The sequence below is a fragment of the Microvirga guangxiensis genome, assembly GCF_900102135.1.
Lineage (GTDB): Bacteria > Pseudomonadota > Alphaproteobacteria > Rhizobiales > Beijerinckiaceae > Microvirga > Microvirga guangxiensis.
Genome location: NZ_FMVJ01000017.1, coordinates 49,682 through 67,492 on the forward strand (window position 1 = coordinate 49,682; position 17,811 = coordinate 67,492).

Annotated in this window: 21 protein-coding genes; 12 read left to right on the forward strand and 9 right to left on the reverse strand. The window is 62.5% G+C overall.

Annotation, left to right across the window (positions count from 1 at the left end; translation table 11 throughout):
* The first annotated feature begins 3 nt into the window (after window positions 1-3).
* Window positions 4-456, forward strand: a complete 453-nt coding sequence (locus tag BLP10_RS21015; RefSeq protein WP_091139158.1) for a PRC-barrel domain-containing protein — start codon at window positions 4-6, stop codon at window positions 454-456.
* Between the two features lie 53 nt (window positions 457-509).
* On the opposite strand, the gene BLP10_RS21020 is transcribed toward BLP10_RS21015, so the two are convergent.
* The 4 genes from BLP10_RS21020 to BLP10_RS21035 all read right to left on the reverse strand — a co-directional run bounded on the left by BLP10_RS21020 (window position 510) and on the right by BLP10_RS21035 (window position 2,800).
* Window positions 510-1,106 (reverse strand): exopolysaccharide biosynthesis protein, encoded by a 597-nt coding sequence (locus tag BLP10_RS21020; protein ID WP_091139160.1) that lies wholly within the window; start codon window positions 1,104-1,106, stop codon window positions 510-512.
* Window positions 1,107-1,248: 142 nt separating this feature from the next.
* Entirely contained in the window at window positions 1,249-1,518 is a 270-nt protein-coding gene (locus BLP10_RS21025) for an usg protein (protein ID WP_091139250.1), read from the reverse strand.
* 134 nt (window positions 1,519-1,652) lie between these two features.
* Window positions 1,653-2,186 carry a GNAT family N-acetyltransferase gene (locus tag BLP10_RS21030; protein ID WP_091139163.1) on the reverse strand — a complete coding sequence of 178 codons (534 nt, stop codon included), beginning with the start codon at window positions 2,184-2,186 and terminating at the stop codon, window positions 1,653-1,655.
* Window positions 2,183-2,800: a helix-turn-helix domain-containing protein gene (locus BLP10_RS21035; protein WP_091139165.1), complete on the reverse strand. Its 618-nt coding sequence runs from the start codon at window positions 2,798-2,800 to the stop codon at window positions 2,183-2,185. The genes BLP10_RS21030 and BLP10_RS21035 overlap by 4 nt, the downstream gene beginning before the upstream one ends.
* A 107-nt stretch (window positions 2,801-2,907) precedes the next feature.
* On the opposite strand from BLP10_RS21035, the gene BLP10_RS21040 reads away from it, so the two are divergent.
* Window positions 2,908-3,756, forward strand: coding sequence for a methionyl-tRNA formyltransferase (locus BLP10_RS21040; protein WP_091139168.1), 849 nt, complete (start codon window positions 2,908-2,910; stop codon window positions 3,754-3,756).
* A 152-nt stretch (window positions 3,757-3,908) separates the two neighbouring features.
* Here BLP10_RS21040 and BLP10_RS21045 read toward each other — a convergent pair whose 3' ends face one another.
* The gene (locus BLP10_RS21045; RefSeq protein ID WP_091139170.1) at window positions 3,909-4,436 is read right to left on the reverse strand and encodes a flavin reductase family protein; all 528 of its coding nucleotides are present in this window, start codon (window positions 4,434-4,436) and stop codon (window positions 3,909-3,911) included.
* 296 nt (window positions 4,437-4,732) lie between these two features.
* Here BLP10_RS21045 and BLP10_RS21050 point away from each other — a divergent pair, with 296 nt between their 5' ends.
* From BLP10_RS21050 to BLP10_RS21080, 7 genes are all read left to right on the forward strand, one after another.
* Window positions 4,733-5,653, forward strand: a complete 921-nt coding sequence (locus tag BLP10_RS21050) for a branched-chain amino acid ABC transporter permease (RefSeq protein WP_091139173.1) — start codon at window positions 4,733-4,735, stop codon at window positions 5,651-5,653.
* 14 nt (window positions 5,654-5,667) lie between these two features.
* A complete protein-coding gene (gene livM, locus BLP10_RS21055) occupies window positions 5,668-7,080 on the forward strand; it encodes a high-affinity branched-chain amino acid ABC transporter permease LivM (protein ID WP_091139175.1) in 1,413 nt (470 codons plus the stop codon).
* The gene (locus tag BLP10_RS21060) at window positions 7,080-7,922 is read left to right on the forward strand and encodes an ABC transporter ATP-binding protein (RefSeq protein WP_091139177.1); all 843 of its coding nucleotides are present in this window, start codon (window positions 7,080-7,082) and stop codon (window positions 7,920-7,922) included. The genes livM and BLP10_RS21060 overlap by 1 nt, the downstream gene beginning before the upstream one ends.
* Window positions 7,919-8,683 (forward strand): ABC transporter ATP-binding protein, encoded by a 765-nt coding sequence (locus BLP10_RS21065; protein WP_091139180.1) that lies wholly within the window; start codon window positions 7,919-7,921, stop codon window positions 8,681-8,683. Before BLP10_RS21060 ends, BLP10_RS21065 begins: the two co-directional genes overlap by 4 nt.
* Window positions 8,683-9,045, forward strand: coding sequence for a DUF6867 family protein (locus BLP10_RS21070; protein ID WP_091139182.1), 363 nt, complete (start codon window positions 8,683-8,685; stop codon window positions 9,043-9,045). The genes BLP10_RS21065 and BLP10_RS21070 overlap by 1 nt, the downstream gene beginning before the upstream one ends.
* 241 nt (window positions 9,046-9,286) lie before the next feature.
* Window positions 9,287-10,414, forward strand: coding sequence for a branched-chain amino acid ABC transporter substrate-binding protein (locus tag BLP10_RS21075; protein ID WP_091139185.1), 1,128 nt, complete (start codon window positions 9,287-9,289; stop codon window positions 10,412-10,414).
* 80 nt (window positions 10,415-10,494) lie between these two features.
* Complete coding sequence (locus tag BLP10_RS21080) at window positions 10,495-10,875, forward strand: ACT domain-containing protein (protein WP_091139188.1); 381 nt, start codon at window positions 10,495-10,497, stop codon at window positions 10,873-10,875.
* Between the two features lie 2 nt (window positions 10,876-10,877).
* Here BLP10_RS21080 and BLP10_RS21085 read toward each other — a convergent pair whose 3' ends face one another.
* Together BLP10_RS21085 and BLP10_RS21090 are read right to left on the reverse strand one after the other, a co-directional pair.
* Window positions 10,878-11,345: a DUF1203 domain-containing protein gene (locus tag BLP10_RS21085; RefSeq protein WP_091139191.1), complete on the reverse strand. Its 468-nt coding sequence runs from the start codon at window positions 11,343-11,345 to the stop codon at window positions 10,878-10,880.
* Window positions 11,346-11,417: 72 nt separating this feature from the next.
* A complete protein-coding gene (locus BLP10_RS21090; protein WP_091139194.1) occupies window positions 11,418-12,146 on the reverse strand; it encodes a cytochrome c biogenesis CcdA family protein in 729 nt (242 codons plus the stop codon).
* Between the two features lie 103 nt (window positions 12,147-12,249).
* Here BLP10_RS21090 and BLP10_RS21095 point away from each other — a divergent pair, with 103 nt between their 5' ends.
* Complete coding sequence (locus BLP10_RS21095; RefSeq protein ID WP_175493999.1) at window positions 12,250-13,278, forward strand: P1 family peptidase; 1,029 nt, start codon at window positions 12,250-12,252, stop codon at window positions 13,276-13,278.
* Here the strand turns inward: BLP10_RS21095 and BLP10_RS21100 are convergent.
* Window positions 13,258-13,794: a DUF6790 family protein gene (locus tag BLP10_RS21100; protein WP_091139199.1), complete on the reverse strand. Its 537-nt coding sequence runs from the start codon at window positions 13,792-13,794 to the stop codon at window positions 13,258-13,260. The genes BLP10_RS21095 and BLP10_RS21100 overlap by 21 nt on opposite strands.
* 445 nt (window positions 13,795-14,239) lie before the next feature.
* On the reverse strand, window positions 14,240-15,484 hold the full coding sequence (locus BLP10_RS21105; protein ID WP_091139202.1) for an NAD(P)/FAD-dependent oxidoreductase: 1,245 nt from the start codon (window positions 15,482-15,484) through the stop codon (window positions 14,240-14,242).
* Window positions 15,485-15,693: 209 nt separating this feature from the next.
* On the opposite strand from BLP10_RS21105, the gene rpe reads away from it, so the two are divergent.
* Both rpe and purB read left to right on the forward strand, forming a co-directional pair.
* Complete coding sequence (rpe, locus tag BLP10_RS21110; protein WP_091139253.1) at window positions 15,694-16,365, forward strand: ribulose-phosphate 3-epimerase; 672 nt, start codon at window positions 15,694-15,696, stop codon at window positions 16,363-16,365.
* Between the two features lie 59 nt (window positions 16,366-16,424).
* Window positions 16,425-17,738, forward strand: coding sequence for an adenylosuccinate lyase (gene purB / locus BLP10_RS21115; protein WP_091139204.1), 1,314 nt, complete (start codon window positions 16,425-16,427; stop codon window positions 17,736-17,738).
* Window positions 17,739-17,811 lie beyond the last annotated feature (73 nt).

Genomic DNA, 17,811 nt, shown 5'->3' on the forward strand with positions numbered 1-17,811 from the left:
TCGATGAAAACCCTTCTGATGGCAGGCCTGCTCGGCTCGACGCTGCTGGCGACCGGCGCCATGGCTCAATCCGCGCCGTCCGCCGGCGCACCGGCTCCTGGTACGCCGCGCTTCATGACGCAATTGCCCGCAGGCTCCATGCTGATGTCGGATTTTATGGATCTGGATGTGTTCGGCGCGGACAATAAGGACATCGGTGAAGTCGAGGATGTGATCCTCGACCGGAACGGCCAGGTTGCAGGCGTCGTGATCGAAGTGGACGAAGGCTTTGGCGACCGCACCGTGGCGCTGCCTATGACGGCTTTCCAGATGATGCCTGAGGCCCAGACGACAGGCTCCGTTCAAGGCCAGAACACCAACGCGTCCAGTGCCAGCAGGTCCGACGACATGCGCCTCATGCTGAACATGCCCGTCGATCAGCTCAAGGCTGCTCCGGAATTCGACGACAACGATTGAGATCGGCTCATTTCGAAACCGAATGCCCGGCTCTGTGCCGGGCATTTTCGTTTCTAGAGGACCGTCTCAATGCCCGTGAAGATGGCATAGATGAAGCCCAGGCTGAGCACCATGCCGATAGAGCCGATGATCAGCCCTCCGACGATCACGAGCCCGTCCCGCTCAACGAGCCCGAGGCCGACGAGGCAGACCGCAAGGCCCATGGGGATCTGGCCCACGAAGGGCGGCGCGAAGAGGAGGCCCAGCGCCATCACGAGGATGATCGCACCCATGATGCGCATGGCCACAGGCGTGTCGATGAAGGTCAGGCGCGGGCGCGAAAATCGCTCCAGCTTGCGGAAGGCGGGCATGGCGCGACCGACGGCCCGCTCCACGTCGGTGCGGGCAAGAGAACGGTTCATGAGCTGACCCGGAAGCCAAGGGGCATCGCGGCCGAACACGATCTGAATCGCGACAAGTGCCAGAAGCAGGCCGCAGACCAACGGGATCGGCGGCGGCATGGGCAGGCAGTTCGGCAGGCCCAGCAGAACGATGAGAAGCGCGAAAGCCCTGTCCTGCAGCACGCCCATGATATCGCGCACAGTCAGTCGCTCGCCTGGTTGCGAGGCAAGGGCGAGCAGGATCTGAGATGTACGAGCGTTGGAAAACAAGGAGCCCTGGCCAGTTCGAGGCGACGAGCCTCTCTATAGCATTGGACCCGAAAGTGGAATGCACTTTCGGGATCATTCTTGCGATGCATTATTGCCTGGCTTTTGTTCCTGCAGGAGAACAAATCCAATCGCAGCAAGGATCTTAGTGAATGTTGATCTCCCCCGAAACCGCACGGAACTCGGCAGGGCGGATCAATTGTGCGTGGGTGATCGTCACAGAATGGAGCGGTCCGGCCAGTTCCCGCTTCCAGAACTCCAGGAAATCGATAAGAACCGGGAAGCGAGGAGCAAGATCATAATCCTGCCAGATATAGGTTTGCAGGAACGTGGGATGGTCCGGCATCCGATAAAGGATCTGGGCGGTGGTCAGCCCGTAACCTTCCAGTTGACGAATAAAATCCTTAGACGCCATGCGAACTCCCTCTCCAGTCCTGAGAGGCAGGCCCAGCCCCGTCATGAGGGCGAAGTCCTGCCCTATGCTCAAGGCTAAATCTTGAGCGCAGCCGCGGGTTCCCGCAAGCCCTTGGAGTGGCCGTTCAGGCAGGCTCAAGCAGCTGTGATCTGCTTGTGAAAATAGGTGGTGTCGCACAGCCCGCCCTGCGGCCACAGGGCATAGTTCGGGATCACGCCCACCCGCTGCCAACCGAGACGGGCGTAGAGGCGCTCCCCATCGCTGCCGGTCACCGTATCGAGCACGAGGACGCTCTTTCCCGCTTTGGCCGCAGCAGCTTCGGCTGCCAGCATGAGGGCCGCGCCGACACCGCGCTTTCGCGCCTTGCGATGCACGAGCATCTTGGAAATATCGGCTCGGTGGGGCTGATTTTCCGGTTGCTCCAGGACCACCTGAACGGTGCCGACGATCTCGCCATCGGCCTCGGCGACGAGAAGAACTCTCTCGCCTGCCGCCACGCCCTCCGCGACACCTCTCCAGAACCCATGCGCCTTGTCCTTTGTCATCGGCAGCATGAAGCTGACGGAGGCCCCGCCTTCCACGCAGTCGATCAGGACCTGGGACAAGCCTCCGACTTGGTCAGCAGCTTCCTCAGGCGACAGGACGCGGATCGTGACGGTATCGCTCATGTGAACCTCTGGCGGGCTGGAAACTTCGTGTCGGTGGCCAGCGCAACCAGATAGCGGGCGGGCTGGTCCGAAAGGTTGCGGAAGATGGTCGGCTGCTCGATGTCCATGCACAGACAGTCGCCCATGAGAAGCCGATAGGTCTCATCGCCCAGGCTCACTTCGATCTCCCCTTCGACGATCCAGATCTGCTGGCTCACACCGACCGAGCGGCGACCCGTGTCATAGGCGACGCGAACTCCGGCGGGCATGATCACCTCGACCAGTTCGATGGGGGATGGAAAGCTGGAAGGCGACAGGTTGCGCCGCAGGTAGCCACTGTCCGGATCGCGCCAGACACGCTGGTCGGCGCGGCGCATCAAGGGCTGGGCCGCTGCATTCTTCTGCTCGGCGAAGAGGGAGGCGAGCGTCACTCCCAACCCTGCAGCGAGCTTGTCCAGAACCACCGCCGTAGGGCTGCTCTCGCCGCGCTCGATGAGAGAAATCATCGAGCGGCTCACCCCTGTACGCTCGGCCAGTCCATCGAGGGTCAGCCCACGCTCAGTACGTAAGCTTCGGAGGCGCTCGGCAAGGTGCGCATTAATGCTGGCTATCTCTTCCATAAAGATAGAGTGCATTTCCAATATACTGGAGTCAATGGTCGAACAGGGAGAAAAGGCAGCTTGCGTTACGGCATGAACTTGCCTTCACTAAGCATTGGCCCGTTGAGAGGAGTCGACCGGGAATGCGCTTCGCTTTTGCCGGAATCGATTTTCTCGGAGATGTATTCGAGACCCTAATCGACAGGGGGTGGCAGCCCGTCAAATTGTTCAGCAGGCCCTGCGACGGCATCTACGACTTCAACGAAGCCACGGTTTCCCGCGCCCGCAGCCTGCGGCTCCCGATCCAGATGTCGCGTATCCTTCCGTCCGATCTTGCGGGGCTGAAGGCTCTTCGCTGCGATGCGTTGGTGGTGGCAGGCTATCCCTGGCTCGTAAAAGGCTGGGAGCCCCATGTGCCCTATGCCTTCAACTTCCATCCCTCGCCCCTGCCACATGGGCGCGGGCCCTACCCGCTCTTCAAAGCGATTCTCGACGAGCTTCCTGAATGGGGCGTAACGGCCCATGCCCTGGAGCCCTTTTTCGACACCGGTCCCATCCTCACGCAAGCGCGGTTTGCCTTGAGCCCGCAGGAAACCCACGACACCCTCCTCGCCAAATGTCAGATGGCAGCCAAGGGCATGGCGATCCATCTGGCGGAAGACCTTCCGCGACTATGGCGGGAGGCCAGGCCGCAGGGTTCAGGGTCTTATTGGCCGCGCATCACCCAATCCGAGAGAACGGTCAGATGGACGGGAAGCGTGGACGAGGTGCTGCGCACGATCCGCGCCTTCGGCTCCATCGAGGCCTTCGCGCAGGTGGATTCCCGCTACCTCTATCTCTGGGAGGCCAGCGGATGGCCGGAAACACATGACTTCAGGCCTGGCACGCTCGTTCACAGGCACCGCAGGCATATGGTCGTCGCAGCAAGGGATGGTTTCGTGCAGATCACAGGCTGGAGTCCCTATGCGCCGGGACCGGCCCGAAGCACGTAGGCGATCAGCGCCGCCGCTTCAGCAGCTTCCAGGCCTGACGCAGGATCACGATGTTTCGAATGAGCTTGAACATGAGAGAACCTCTAAAAGCATGTGTGCTTCTAAAGGAAATTTCGGGTCGAAGGTTCCTTGCGCTCACATCCCCTTGAAGGTCAGAGGTCGCGATAAAGCCGCCCTTGATAGACGAGCGCAGGCCTGATCTCGCCGAGCCGGATGTTCACGATCTCACCGATGAGCACATGATGGGTGGCGACAACCCGGGCATCGGTCAGGCGGCAATCGAAGGAGACGAGGCTTGTTCTGAGAACGGGCGCGCCGGTGACGAGGCTATCCCACTCACCGCTGGTGAAGCGTTCCGCCCCTTGGAGTTTCGCACGACCGGCGAAGACATCCGCCAGGGCCCGATCATCCGCGGCCAGCGCATTCACGCAGAAGACGCCGTTCGATAGGAGCGCCTGAGCGGAACGGGCGCCTGTGTTGACGCAAACAAGGAGAGAAGCCGGGTCGTCGGTCACGGGCGTGACGGCGGTTGCCGTGAATCCGGCAGGGCCCGCTGGGCCGTCCGTGGTCACCACGTGCACGGCTGCGGCGACGCGGCTCATGCCCTCACGGAAGAGGACGGCGTCGAGGCGTTGCGCATCGGTTTCGGCGGACGAGGGAGGAGCGGGAGTCTTCAACATGTTCTTCCAGGAAGCCTCTCCCACTCTTTCGAGCGGAGCACAAGGCGTAGCGTGCATATGGGGCCGGCAACCGGGCTTTGGAAGCCACCTTGGGCACCCTGCCTCTTATTGGACCAAAGTCTGCCGCGTATTCCATCAATATGCGTGATCCGAATCTTAACACTCCGTTGTCGAACGAAAAACGGTTTGCTAGAGACGCCCTTCCCAGAGGTACCGGCTTGGCCTTGCACCCCCAATCGTGCTTTGTTGTGCCGTTTCCCAAGCAAGACCCGCTTCCAGAGGGCTAAGGGTAGGACATGGAAATTTTTGTGCAGCAGCTCATCAATGGGCTGACGCTGGGGTCGATCTACGGCCTCATCGCCATCGGCTATACGATGGTCTTCGGTATCATCGGCATGGTGAACTTCGCCCACGGCGACGTCTTCATGCTCTCCGCATTCATCGCGCTCATCTTCTTCTTGATCCTGACCACTTGGCTCGGGATCTCTTCCGTCGTGCTGGCACTTTTTATCGTGCTCATCATCGCGATGGTGCTGACCTCGCTCTGGGGCTGGGCCATCGAGCGGGTCGCCTATCGGCCCCTGCGCGGCTCCTTCCGCCTGGCGCCGCTGATCTCGGCCATCGGCGTCTCGATCTTCCTGTCCAACTTCGTCCAGGTTGCACAGGGCGCCCGCAACAAGCCGACGCCTCCGATGATCCGTGATGTGATCGTCCTGTTCCAGGGCGAAAGCGGCTACAACGTGGCGATCTCCTACAAGCAGATCATCATCATGGTCGTAACGGCCGTGCTGCTCACGATCTTCTGGTACGTCGTCCAGAAAACCTCGCTCGGCCGCGCCCAGCGCGCCTGCGAGCAGGACCGCAAGATGGCTGCCCTTCTGGGCATCAACGTGGACCGCACGATCTCGCTTACCTTCGTGATCGGCGCTTCGCTCGCGGCGGTCGCTGGCACCATGTATCTGCTGTATTATGGCGTCGTGAGCTTCGCCGACGGCTTCGTGCCGGGCGTGAAGGCCTTCACGGCAGCCGTTCTTGGCGGCATCGGCTCCCTTCCGGGCGCCGTCCTCGGCGGCCTTATCATCGGTCTCATCGAGACCTTCTGGTCGGCTTATTTCTCGATCGAGTACAAGGACGTCGCTGCCTTCTCGATCCTAGCCATCGTCTTGATCTTCATGCCCTCCGGTATTCTCGGACGGCCTGAAGTCGAGAAGGTTTAAGGAGCTTACCGAGCATGAACGCTCCTTCCATCACCACTTCGGCCCAGACCGAGGCCGTTACGAAAACCTTCGACCTGAAGGCGGCTCTGTTCGACTCCTTCAGGACCGCGCTGATCACCTTCGGCCTGTCCATTCCGATCCTCTCCTTCAAGACGGAGCAGAGCGGAGCGGAGCTGTTCTTGCGCTCCCGGTGGGATCTTGCGCTGATCATCACGGCCATCGTGTTCGGTGTCCGGCTTGCGCTTCACGCCTTCACAGCGTCTCGCGCCTATCGGCAAGCGACTCCTAGCGCCCATCAGGCCACGGAGCCGGTCCATGCGGAGCCGAGCGCCTTCCAGCACGTCTCGAAATTCGCCATTCCCTTCTTCCTGGGCGTTGCGCTGGCCTTCCCGGTGCTGATTTACCTCATCCAGGGCGGGTTGAACGAATCCCGCTACTGGATCGACCTCGGCATCCTGATCCTCACTTACGTGATGCTCGGCTGGGGCCTGAACATCGTGGTGGGCCTCGCAGGCCTGCTCGATCTGGGATACGTCGCCTTCTATGCGGTCGGCGCCTATTCCTACGCCCTGCTCTCCACCACGTTCGGATTGTCGTTCTGGATCTGCTTGCCCCTCGCCGGAATTCTCGCCGCTTTCTGGGGCATGATCCTCGGCTTCCCGGTGCTGCGCCTGCGCGGCGATTATCTTGCCATCGTGACGCTGGCCTTCGGTGAGATCATCCGCCTCGTTCTCATCAACTGGGTGGACGTGACGAACGGCGGCGCCGGCATTTCCTCGATCCCGCGCGCGACCTTCTTCGGCATCCCGTTCACGGCGGGCGAAGGCGGCTTCGCGGAGACCTTCGGGCTCGAGTTCAGCACCATGCACAGGATCATCTTCCTGTATTATCTCATCCTGGTGCTCGCGCTTCTCACCAACTTCGTCACCATGCGCCTGCGCAAGCTGCCCGTGGGACGTGCCTGGGAAGCACTGCGCGAGGACGAGATCGCCTGCCGCTCACTGGGCATCAACACCACGAACACGAAGCTGACGGCCTTCGCCATCGGCGCCATGTTCGGTGGCTTCGCGGGTTCGTTCTTCGCGGTGCGCCAGGGCTTCGTCTCTCCGGAAAGCTTCAACTTCCTGGAATCGGCGATCATCCTGGCCATCGTGGTCATGGGCGGCATGGGCTCCCAGATCGGCGTCGCCATCGCAGCCATCGTGCTGGTCGGCCTCCCCGAGGTCCTGCGTAACCTGACCTTCCTCAAGGCCGTGTTCGGCGAAGGTTTCGATCCGAACGAATACCGCCTGCTCCTCTTCGGTGTCGGCATGGTGGCGATGATGGTCTGGCGTCCGCGTGGCCTCATCTCGGAACGTGAACCCTCGGTGATCTTGAAAGAGCGCAAAGCCATCTCCGGCTCGCTCGTGAAGGAAGGACACGGCTAATGCGCTGGCTGCAGGATCCCATCCTCGACGTACAGCATCTCACGATGCGCTTCGGCGGCCTCGTCGCCATCAACGACCTCTCCTTCCAGGCCGGGCGCGGCGACATCACCGCGCTCATCGGCCCCAATGGTGCGGGCAAGACGACCGTCTTCAACTGCATCACCGGCTTCTACAAGCCGACGGAAGGCATGCTGGCGCTGCGCAAGCCCGACGGCTCGCACCTGCTGCTGGAGAGGCTCCCCGGCTTCGACATCAACTGGAAGGCCAAGGTCGCCCGCACCTTCCAGAACATCCGCCTGTTCTCCGGCATGACCGTGCTGGAGAACCTGCTGGTGGCTCAGCACAACCCGCTGATGATCGCCTCCGGCTTCACCTTCCTCGGCGTTCTCGGCCTCGGCGGCTATCGCAATGCCGAGAAGGAGGCCATCGAGAAGGCGAAGTTCTGGCTGGAGAAGACCCGGCTCATCCACCGCGCCGACGATCCCGCCGGCGACCTGCCCTACGGCGACCAGCGCCGTCTGGAAATCGCTCGCGCCATGTGCACGGACCCGCTCCTGCTCTGCCTGGACGAGCCCGCAGCCGGCCTCAACCCGCGCGAGTCGCTGGAGCTCAACGAACTCCTGCTCGCGATCCGCAAGGATCACGGCACCTCGATCCTCCTGATCGAGCACGACATGTCCGTCGTCATGGAGATTTCGGACCATGTGGTGGTGCTCGATTACGGCACCAAGATCTCGGACGGCCTGCCTGCCGACGTGAGGAACGATCCCAAGGTCATCGCCGCCTATCTCGGCGTGGCTGACGAGGAAGTCGAGAAAGTGGAAGCGGAGATCGGCGTATGACCGCTGCAGCAAGCATTCAACAGACCGCGCTCAATGCGGGCCGTCAGCCGCTGCTCAGCGTGCGCGGCGTCAAGACCTATTACGGCAACATCATCGCTCTCAAGGGCGTGGACATGGACGTCCACGAAGGCGAGATCGTCACGCTCATCGGCGCCAACGGCGCCGGCAAGTCGACGCTGATGATGACCATTTTCGGCAACCCGCGCGCTCGCGAGGGGACGATCACCTATCAGGGCCGGGACATCACCAAGATGCCGACCCACGAGATCGCCCATCTCTCCATCGCGCAATCGCCGGAAGGCCGTCGCATCTTCCCGCGCATGACCGTGTTCGAGAACCTGCAGATGGGGGCCTCGATCAATGGAATGGCGCACTTCGATCAGGATCTCGAGCGGGTCTGCACCCTGTTCCCACGCCTGAAGGAGCGCCTGCAGCAGCGCGGCGGCACCCTCTCCGGCGGCGAGCAGCAGATGCTGGCCATCGCCCGCGCGCTCATGAGCCGGCCCAAGCTCCTCCTCCTGGACGAGCCGTCGCTGGGCCTTGCTCCACTGATCGTGAAGCAGATCTTCGACATCATCAAGGAGCTCAATGAGAAGGACGGCATGACTGTCTTCCTTGTGGAGCAGAACGCCTATCATGCCCTCAAGCTTGCTCACCGCGGCTATGTGATGGTCACGGGCAACATCACCATGAGCGGCACCGGCAAGGAGCTGCTGAACGATCCGCAGGTTCGCGCGGCCTATCTCGAGGGGGGGCACTGATGCAGGGCATTCTCTACGAAGAGCCTTCATTCTGGCTCTTTCTTCTCATCACCGTGATCATGGGCGGCTGGGCCGCCTGGATGACCGGACGGGCCATCGCCATGACCTGGCGGCCCTTCTGGACGCTGATCCTGTACCTTTTCATCCTGGGGGCAGCGGTACGCTTCATCCATTACGCCCTGTTCGGCGGAACGCTGCTGTCGGTCCATTACTATGCGGTGGACACGATCGTGCTGCTGATCATCGGCGCGCTGGGCTTCCAGTACCGCCGCGCCCGGATGATGACCACGCAGTACCGCTGGCTCTACGAGCGGAGCGGACCTTTCTCCTGGCGGGAAAAGGCTTCTGCTACCAGGGGCTAGCGCATCGTGCGGAAAAGCGGATTCGGTTTTCCGCACTCAACGATGCGCCGCTTTAAAAAGCTGGAGCATCGGATTGATCCCAAAAGTGGATTCTACTTTTGGATCCGATGCTCTGGCCCAAAAGATTCCCAGGTGACAAGTGCCTAAAAACCGGCATGATGTTACCTTGGATGACGGGTTAACCGTCAAACCGGCCCCACGAGGAAGAGGGGCCTATAAAACCACCCAGAGGAGTGACCTCATGAAAAAATTGCTGTTGACCGGCGTGGCGCTTGGTCTTGGCCTCGCCTTCTCCAGCGCAGCCAGCGCCCAGATCAAGATCGGCGTTGCTGGCCCCGTCACCGGCCCGAACGCGGCCTTCGGCGCTCAGCTGAAGAACGGCGTTGAGCAGGCTGTTGCTGACATCAATGCCGCTGGCGGCATCAATGGCCAGAAGCTCGAGCTTGTGGTCGGCGATGACGTATCGGATCCCAAGCAGGGCGTGTCGGTCGCGAACAAGTTTGCAGCCGAAGGCGTGAAGATGGTTGTCGGCCACTTCAACTCGGGCGTGTCGATCCCGGCCTCGTCCGTCTATGAAGAAGCTGGCATCGTCATGGTTTCGCCGGCCTCGACCAACCCGACCTACACCGACCGCGGCATGTGGAACACCTTCCGCACCTGCGGCCGCGACGACCAGCAGGGCCTCGTTGCCGGCGGCTACCTTGCCGACAAGTTCAAGGGCAAGAAGGTTGCTGTCATTCACGACAAGACCCCCTACGGAAAGGGCCTTGCCGACGAGACCCAGAAGGCCATGAACGCAAAGGGCCTGAAGGAAGTCGTCTATGAAGGCGTGAACCCGGGCGAGAAGGACTACTCGGCTCTCGTCTCCAAGCTGAAGCAGGCTGGCGTCGACGTCGTCTACTTCGGTGGCCTCCACACGGAAGCCGGCCTCATCATCCGCCAGATGCGCGACCAGGGCCTGAACGCCCCGCTCATGTCGGGTGACGGCATCGTGTCGGCCGAGTTCACCTCGATCGCCGGCCCGGGCGCCGAAGGCACCCTGATGACCTTCGCTCCGGATCCGCGCAAGAACCCCAACGCGAAGGACGTCGTTGCGAAGTTCCGCGCCAAGAACTACGAGCCCGAGGCTTACACGCTCTACAGCTATGCTGCGACCCAGGTCCTGGCCGAGGCTGCAAAGCAGGCCAACAGCGTGGACGGCAAGAAGATTTCCGACGCTCTTAAGGCCGGCAAGCCCTTCAAGACCGTGATCGGCGATCTCACCTTCGACAAGAAGGGCGACATCACCCGTCCGGACTACGTCGTCTACACCTGGAAGAAGACCTCGGACGGCAAGATCGACTACGCCGGCAACGAAGTCAGCATGTAATCGATTGGCCTAAAAGCCAACCGAACGGACCCGCCCTGGCAACAGGGCGGGTTTTTTCATGGAAGCGCTCCGGAGCCCTCATGCCTGCTCTTACCCTCCAGCTCCTTGAGAGCCCCTACGCCGTCTGTCGCCTGCCCGCAGGAGCAACCGCCCACTCGCCCCTGCCGGGAGCGTTCTCGCTGCTGATCCAGGCCATCGAGGAGACGACGCTGGTCTGTCCGCTTGAGCAAGCCCCTCCAGGAGCCGAGATCGATGCCGGCTGGCGCTGCTTCCGCATTCTCCAGATTTTCGATTTCAGCGTTGCCGGCATCCTGGCATCGGTCCTGTCCCCGCTCGCGCAGGCAGGAATCGGCATCTTTGCGTCATCCACGTTCAGCACCGACTACGTGCTCGTGAAAGCGAACGATCTGGAACGGGCGATGAAAGCTCTCACCACAGCCGGCCATACGATCACGGCCTGAAGTCAAGCGCGCTCTATGCGTGCGCCAAAGCAGCCCCTGCGGGCAAAATGCGCATCCACATGCGCCACTCGCCGATTGGACAGGAAGCGCCCGATCACATCGAGAACGTCATCGCCTTCAGCGACCTCCGCATCGACGATCATCGCCGCCCCGTCATAAGCGCGCAGGGAGAGGAGCCGATCTTTCAGGATGGGCGCGAGCTCGCCCCGATAATGCCCGGTTGCGGCGGAGCGGCTGACGAAGATCGGCCCGCTGGCACGGTAGGGCGACGAGGCCTTCGGCAGGTGTACGTGACTGATGAGCAGCAGTTCCTCGCCGACCGGAGCGCGCGTGAGCGAAATGCGGCATGGATAGGCATCCGCTTCGTCCGCATAGACTCGCTGGCCTCCGATAGCCTCAAGGTCTCGGTCGCTGAGTTGGAAGAACGGCGCGAAGGCTGCGGCCTCAAGGCCGCGCATCTGAAACGTCATGATGATCTCCTGTCGAGATCACCACATTCGCGGTCCTCGCGCGGGAGAACGACCCGTTTTCTGTGGCAACCCTTATCCCAAGGTCCCCAGAACCGGGAACGTCTCGAGCAGCCAGAACGACATGTTGGTGATCCAGCCGGTGAGGAAGGCGATGCCGGTGAGGATCAGCAGGACGCCCATGACCTTCTCGATCAGGGCAAAGCGGGAGCGCATGCGCTTGAGCAGGGCCACGAACGGCTTCATGGCGAAGGCTGCAAGCAGGAATGGAATGCCTAAGCCCGCTGAATAAGCCGCGAGCAACATCGCGCCGTAGGTAACATTGTCCTCCGATCCCGCCACCGCCAGAATGGCTGCAAGAACCGGCCCGATGCAGGGCGTCCAGCCGAAGGCGAAAGCGAGGCCCATCACATAGGCGCCCCACAGCCCCACCGGCTTCTCCACGGAAAAACGGGCTTCCCGGTAGAACAGGCCGATCCGGAAAACGCCCAGGAAATGCAGGCCCATCACGATGATCGCGATACCGGCAATGGTGCTCAGAACATCGAGATATTGCCGGATCACCTGCCCCAGCGCCGAGGCCGTGGCGCCGAGGAGCACGAACACGGTGGCAAAACCTGCCACGAACAGAAGCGCCGCCAGAACCGCCCGACGGCGTATCGCCCGGTCGTCACCCGCATGCAGCTGGTCGAAGGTCGTGCCGGCGAGGAACGACAGGTAGGGTGGGACCAGCGGCAGAACGCAGGGACTCAAGAAGCTGATGAGGCCGCCAAGCGCCGCGGCTGGAAAGGAGATGCTGAGCATGGGGCCTTCTAGCCCTTTCCGATGAAACGAGAAAGCTGGTGGATGCAGGCCTCTCCTGCTTGTGAAGCCTGTCTTTTTAGGGTTGCCTGAGGGAATGACAGCTTTGCGCAATCTCATCACCGATGTGGCGGGTCTCCGGGTCGGCAATGCCCATGACGAAGCCCTCGCCTCCGGCGTCACGGCGATCCTGTTCGACGAGCCGGCGGTCGCCTCCTATGCCGTCAACGGCGGAGCGCCCGGCACCCGGGACACCGACCTGCTGGAGCCGGATAAGGCTGTGCCCGGCGTCAACGCCATCGTTCTTTCCGGCGGCTCGGCTTTCGGCCTCGACGCGGCAGGCGGCGTGCAGGCGTATCTGCGCGAGAATGGCATCGGCTTCGCTGTTGGTGCGGCGCTGGTGCCGCTGGTGCCTCAGGCCATCACCTTCGACCTGCTCAACGGCGGCAACAAGGACTGGGACCGTTATCCACCTTATCGCGAACTCGGTTACGAGGCCGCCAGGAATGCAGGTCTCGATTTTGCCCTCGGCACGGCGGGCGGCGGCTATGGAGCCACGACGGTCGATGTGAAGGGAGGCCTCGGCTCGGCGAGCGCCGTGACCAGTGGCGGCTACACGGTAGGCGCGCTCGTCATCGTCAATGCCTTGTCCTCGGCCCTTATCGGAGACGGTCCGCATTTCTGGGCGGGCGCTTACGAGGAGGGTGAGGAGTTCGGCGGCCTCGGCCACCCTCCCCGCATCACGGCCGAGATGCGAAAGCTCGATTGGAAAGGCCGCATGCGGGATGCTGCGCCTCCCATCTCGACGACCATCGCCCTCATCGCAACGGATGCCGTGCTGACCAAGGCTCAAGCCAAGCGGCTTGCGGTGATTTCCCACGACGGCCACGCGAAGGGCTTGCGCTTCGCCCATGCGCTTTTCGATGGAGATACGGTTTTCGCCGCGGCAACGGGCAGGAAGCCTCTGAAGGACGAGGCCGGAGATTTCATCGAGATCGGCGCCCTCGCCGCCGATTGTCTCGCGCGCGCCATCGCCCGCGGAGTTTATGAGGCGACCGCCCTGCCCTTCGAAGGCGCGCAACCGTCGTGGAAGGACAGGTTCGCAGGAAATGCCTTAAAGCCTGCTCGCGGCTGAGAGGCGCGCAGGATCGCTTGAGGTGGAGCCTGCCCTGTACCGCAGCCACAGCAGGATGAAGCCGAAAACCGGGATCAGGATGTCGGTGTAAAAGATGACGCCTGCATTGCCGGGAGCGTAGTTGTGGGCCTCCACCATCTGCACCACATGGCCGGCAGCCGCGCCCCAGAGAAAGCAGGCCGGGCCGACGAGGGCGGCCAACCGCGCGCCGAAGCCGCCCCGGAAGGCCAGAAAACCGACAACGGAGAAGCCGAGGCTGGCGAAGCCGACTTCCTTCTGGAACGGGCTCGTCTGCCAGCCGATGAACGAGGCTGCCATCTCCGAGAAGAAGACGTGCATGACGAAATTGTAGAGGAAGGTGACGCCGAGGGCGAAAAACAGGAACCAGGAGAGCAGCGCCTCGGCGGCAACGCCCCCGCCCCGTTGGCGCAACAGCGAGATCAGCGCTGCGATCAGTCCCAGCACGAAGAAGGTCAGGGTGAAGTTGCTCAAAAGGAAAGTGATCGTCTGTTCCATCACAGCCCCCGCGCAATGACGATATGGCCTCGCCATTGTGGCGCACCCCTTGGGAGGCTGCCAAGCTCGCGGAACGCCTCCCGATCAAACAACGGAAGCTTTCCACATATCGTGGCTAGTTTTTCTTACCCAGCACGTCCGTCCACCGCCCCCCTGACAGGCTGTCTCATAAAGCGCGGGCAGCCCTCCTCCCCCTTGTGGGGAGGAGTTGGAGGTGGGGGTGTGAGCTCTAGCGTACCAAGGTCAGGAGCTGGCACCCCCACCCTAGCCCTCCCCACAAGGGGGAGGGAAACACCCGCCATTTTCGTTTCCAGGCTGGCTCTGGGAAGCAGGCAGCTATACCTCGTAGGCCTCAGGATGAGGGTAGCGAGGCGGGAACGAAAATGGCCGGGGCAAGCCCGGCCATGACGGAAAGTGAAGGGTCTGCCCTTTCCAGGGCAGCCTTTTAAAACCGCTCTGCGCGATAAGGCTTCGGATCGACGACCGTCTGCGGCTCGCCCGTGATCATCTCGGCAAGCAGGCGGCCAGTCACAGGACCGAGGGTCAGGCCGTGATGGGCATGGCCGAAGCCGAACCACAGGTTCTTGTGGCGCGGGGCCTTGCCGATGATCGGCATCATGTCCGGCGTGCAGGGGCGCGTGCCCATCCAGGGATGGGGATCGACCCGCTCGCCGAGGGGGAAGAACTCCTTGGCGATGGGCTCGGCGCGCTGGAGCTGAACCGGGCTTCTGGGCGCATCCCGATCCGCGAATTCCGCGCCTGTCGTCAGGCGAATTCCCTTCGACATCGGGGCCAGGAAGTAGCCGCGGTCGAAATCGAGGGTCGGCTTGTTGAGCACCGCGTTGCCTTCCGGCTTGTAGTGCATGTGATAGCCGCGCTTGACCGCGAGAGGCAGGTTGTAGCCAAGACGTTTCGTGACCACGTCCGCCCACGGGCCCAGCGCCACGACGACCTCGCGGGCTTCGACCGGTCCCTTCTCCGTCTGCACAAGCCAGCCGTTGGAGGTTTCCTCCAGGGTCTTGGCATCGCCCGCGGCCAACTCACCACCGAGCCGCTCGAACAGGCCTACATAGCCCATGGTGAGCAGGTGCGGGTCGGACACGGAAGCCGGGTCCGTCCAATGGATACCGCCCTTGGTCTGCACCTTCAGGTGCGGCTCGCTTTCGGCCACGCCCTTTGTGTCGAGCGCCTTGAAGTTCACGCCGAAATCGCGCTTCACGGCCTCCGCGTCACGGAGCTGCGCGTCGCGGGTCTTCTCGTCGCGGAACACCTTCAGCCAGCCGGTCGGGCGAATGAGGTGCGTGGAGCCGGATTCCTCGGCCAACGCCATGTGCTCGGTGACGGAGTGTTCGATGAGCGGCGCGTACATGCGCGCAATCGCCTTGTGCTGGGCAGGGCGCGAATGCATCCAGTACTGCCACAGGAAGGGCGCGAGCTTCGGGATGGCCGCCCAGTGGTAATGCGCGTCGATGGTGTTGTTCAGGGCATAGCGCAGCAGGGCCCCGAAATCGTGCGGGAAACCATAAGGATAGACGCCCTCGCGCTGGATCAGGCCCGCGTTGCCGAAGGAGGTCTCCTCGCCCGGCTTGCGCTTGTCGACCAAGAGCACTGAACGGCCGCGTTTCTGCAAATGCACGGCAATCGACACACCGACAATGCCGGCGCCAAGAACAATCACATCCTTACGCATGAAGCCCTGCCCTGTTATCTCGCCCTTTCAGAAGAGCGGAGGCCATCTGCCTCTTTTTCAAGCGGAGTCTTACCCTTCTTCGAGCGGGCGCGTCCATGTCTTTCAAGCGGCTAAAACGCCTCTCCCCAGCCAAGTGGTCTTGAAATGGTTTATGGCGCGGCGCCAATGCCCGTTGCCGTATGCCAAAGCGCGTGTTACCGGCCCTTTTCATGACACGCCCCTTGCTCATTGCCCCCTCCATTCTCGCCTCCGACTTCTCCAAGCTCGGCGAGGAAATCCGCGCCATCGACGCCGCCGGCGCCGACTGGATCCACATCGATGTGATGGACGGCCACTTCGTGCCCAACATCACCATGGGCCCCGACATCGTGAAGGCGATCCGTCCGCACACGAAGAAGGTCTTCGACGTGCATCTGATGATCGCTCCGGTCGACCCGTATCTCGAGGCCTTCGCCAAGGCGGGCGCGGACATCATCAGCGTTCATGCGGAGGCAGGTCCGCATCTGCACCGCTCGCTGCAGACGATCAGGGCGCTCGGCAAGAAGGCCGGCGTGGTGCTGAACCCCGGCACGCACGAAGCCGCCATCGAGCCGGTTCTCGACATGGTGGATCTCGTACTCCTCATGACGGTGAACCCAGGCTTCGGCGGCCAGGCCTTCATCTCTTCGGTCTGCGATAAGGTCCGCCGGGTGAAGGCCATGATCGGCGACCGCGACATCGACATCGAGATCGACGGCGGCGTCACCGCCGAGACTGCACCCCTCGTGGCGGCAGCCGGTGCGAACGCGCTCGTTGCGGGCTCCGCCACCTTCAAGGGCGGCCCTGAAGCCTACGCCGCCAACATGGCTGCCATCCGCGAGGCTGCCGAGAAGGCACGTTGAGATCATAGAGGGATCGTGCTACCGCGCGGGCATATCCCCCCGCGTGGAAGTGAAGAGCGATGATCCCTCGTTATAGCCGTCCCGAGATGGTGGCCATCTGGTCGCCGGAATCCAAGTTCCGCATCTGGTTCGAGATCGAGGCTCATGCCACGACGGCTCTGGCCAATCTCGGCGTCGTGCCGAAGGAAGCGGCAGAAATCGTCTGGGAGAAGGGCTCCAAGGCCACCTTCGACGTGGAGCGCATCGACGCCATCGAGCGCGAAGTGAAGCACGACGTCATCGCCTTCCTGACGCATCTGGCCGAGATCGTCGGTCCCGAGGCCCGCTTCGTCCACCAGGGCATGACCTCCTCGGACGTGCTCGACACCACCTTCAACGTCCAGCTCGCCCGCGCCACGGACATCCTTCTGCGCGACATGGACGAGCTGCTTGCCGCCATCAAGCGCCGGGCCCTCGAGCACAAGATGACGCCGACCATCGGCCGCTCGCACGGCATCCACGCCGAGCCCACCACCTTCGGCCTCAAGCTCGCCCAGGCCTATGCCGAGTTCGAGCGCTGCAAGATCCGCCTTATCGAGGCCCAGCGCGAGATTTCCACCTGCGCCATCTCGGGCGCGGTCGGCACCTTCGCCAATATCGACCCGAGCGTCGAGGAATACGTGGCCGAGCAGATGGGGCTGCAGGTCGAGCCCGTCTCGACCCAGGTCATCCCCCGCGACCGGCACGCCATGTATTTCGCGACTCTGGGCGTCATCGCCTCCTCCATCGAGCGCTTGGCGACGGAAGTGCGCCACCTGCAGCGCAGCGAGGTTCTGGAAGCGGAAGAGTATTTCTCGGCGGGCCAGAAGGGTTCGTCGGCCATGCCGCACAAGCGCAACCCGGTGCTCACGGAAAACCTCACCGGCCTCGCCCGCATGGTGCGCGCCTATGCCATGCCCGCCATGGAGAACGTGGCGCTGTGGCACGAGCGGGACATCTCCCACTCCTCCGTCGAGCGCATGATCGGCCCCGACGCGACGGTGACCCTCGACTTCGCGCTGGCGCGCCTCACGAATGTCATCGACAAGCTCGTGATCTATCCCGAGAACATGCAGAAGAACCTGGACCGTCTCGGCGGCCTCGTTCACTCGCAGCGCGTCCTGCTGGCGCTCACCCAGAAAGGCGCCTCCCGCGAGGACGCCTATCGTCTGGTGCAGCGCAACGCGATGCCAGTCTGGCGCGGCGAAGGCGACTTCCTGACGCTCCTCAAGAACGACGCGGACGTGGCCAAGTACCTGAAGCCTGAGGAGATCGAGGTCTGTTTCGACCTGGGCTACCACTTCAAGCATGTGGACACGATCTTCACGCGGGTCTTCGGTTCCGCGGGAGCATAGCTCAGCCTCTGGACATTTTTGCCTAAAGCGCAACAATCCCCGTGCAGGAGTTCAACGGCACGGGGATTGTATC

Excerpts from the sequence above, each read along its gene's own strand:
- BLP10_RS21015 (WP_091139158.1), top strand. The coding sequence starts at position 4 with ATGAAAACCCTTCTGATGGCAGGCCTGCTCGGCTCGACGCTGCTGGCG.
- BLP10_RS21090 (WP_091139194.1), bottom strand. The coding sequence starts at position 12,146 with ATGCTCAGCATCTCCTTTCCAGCCGCGGCGCTTGGCGGCCTCATCAGC.
- BLP10_RS21040 (WP_091139168.1), top strand. The coding sequence starts at position 2,908 with ATGCGCTTCGCTTTTGCCGGAATCGATTTTCTCGGAGATGTATTCGAG.
- BLP10_RS21105 (WP_091139202.1), bottom strand. The coding sequence starts at position 15,484 with ATGCGTAAGGATGTGATTGTTCTTGGCGCCGGCATTGTCGGTGTGTCG.
- purB (WP_091139204.1), top strand. The coding sequence starts at position 16,425 with ATGATCCCTCGTTATAGCCGTCCCGAGATGGTGGCCATCTGGTCGCCG.
- BLP10_RS21065 (WP_091139180.1), top strand. The coding sequence starts at position 7,919 with ATGACCGCTGCAGCAAGCATTCAACAGACCGCGCTCAATGCGGGCCGT.
- BLP10_RS21060 (WP_091139177.1), top strand. The coding sequence starts at position 7,080 with ATGCGCTGGCTGCAGGATCCCATCCTCGACGTACAGCATCTCACGATG.
- BLP10_RS21030 (WP_091139163.1), bottom strand. The coding sequence starts at position 2,186 with ATGAGCGATACCGTCACGATCCGCGTCCTGTCGCCTGAGGAAGCTGCT.
- BLP10_RS21075 (WP_091139185.1), top strand. The coding sequence starts at position 9,287 with ATGAAAAAATTGCTGTTGACCGGCGTGGCGCTTGGTCTTGGCCTCGCC.
- livM (WP_091139175.1), top strand. The coding sequence starts at position 5,668 with ATGAACGCTCCTTCCATCACCACTTCGGCCCAGACCGAGGCCGTTACG.
- BLP10_RS21070 (WP_091139182.1), top strand. The coding sequence starts at position 8,683 with ATGCAGGGCATTCTCTACGAAGAGCCTTCATTCTGGCTCTTTCTTCTC.
- BLP10_RS21025 (WP_091139250.1), bottom strand. The coding sequence starts at position 1,518 with ATGGCGTCTAAGGATTTTATTCGTCAACTGGAAGGTTACGGGCTGACC.
- BLP10_RS21050 (WP_091139173.1), top strand. The coding sequence starts at position 4,733 with ATGGAAATTTTTGTGCAGCAGCTCATCAATGGGCTGACGCTGGGGTCG.
- BLP10_RS21085 (WP_091139191.1), bottom strand. The coding sequence starts at position 11,345 with ATGACGTTTCAGATGCGCGGCCTTGAGGCCGCAGCCTTCGCGCCGTTC.
- BLP10_RS21035 (WP_091139165.1), bottom strand. The coding sequence starts at position 2,800 with ATGCACTCTATCTTTATGGAAGAGATAGCCAGCATTAATGCGCACCTT.
- rpe (WP_091139253.1), top strand. The coding sequence starts at position 15,694 with ATGACACGCCCCTTGCTCATTGCCCCCTCCATTCTCGCCTCCGACTTC.
- BLP10_RS21100 (WP_091139199.1), bottom strand. The coding sequence starts at position 13,794 with ATGGAACAGACGATCACTTTCCTTTTGAGCAACTTCACCCTGACCTTC.
- BLP10_RS21045 (WP_091139170.1), bottom strand. The coding sequence starts at position 4,436 with ATGTTGAAGACTCCCGCTCCTCCCTCGTCCGCCGAAACCGATGCGCAA.
- BLP10_RS21080 (WP_091139188.1), top strand. The coding sequence starts at position 10,495 with ATGCCTGCTCTTACCCTCCAGCTCCTTGAGAGCCCCTACGCCGTCTGT.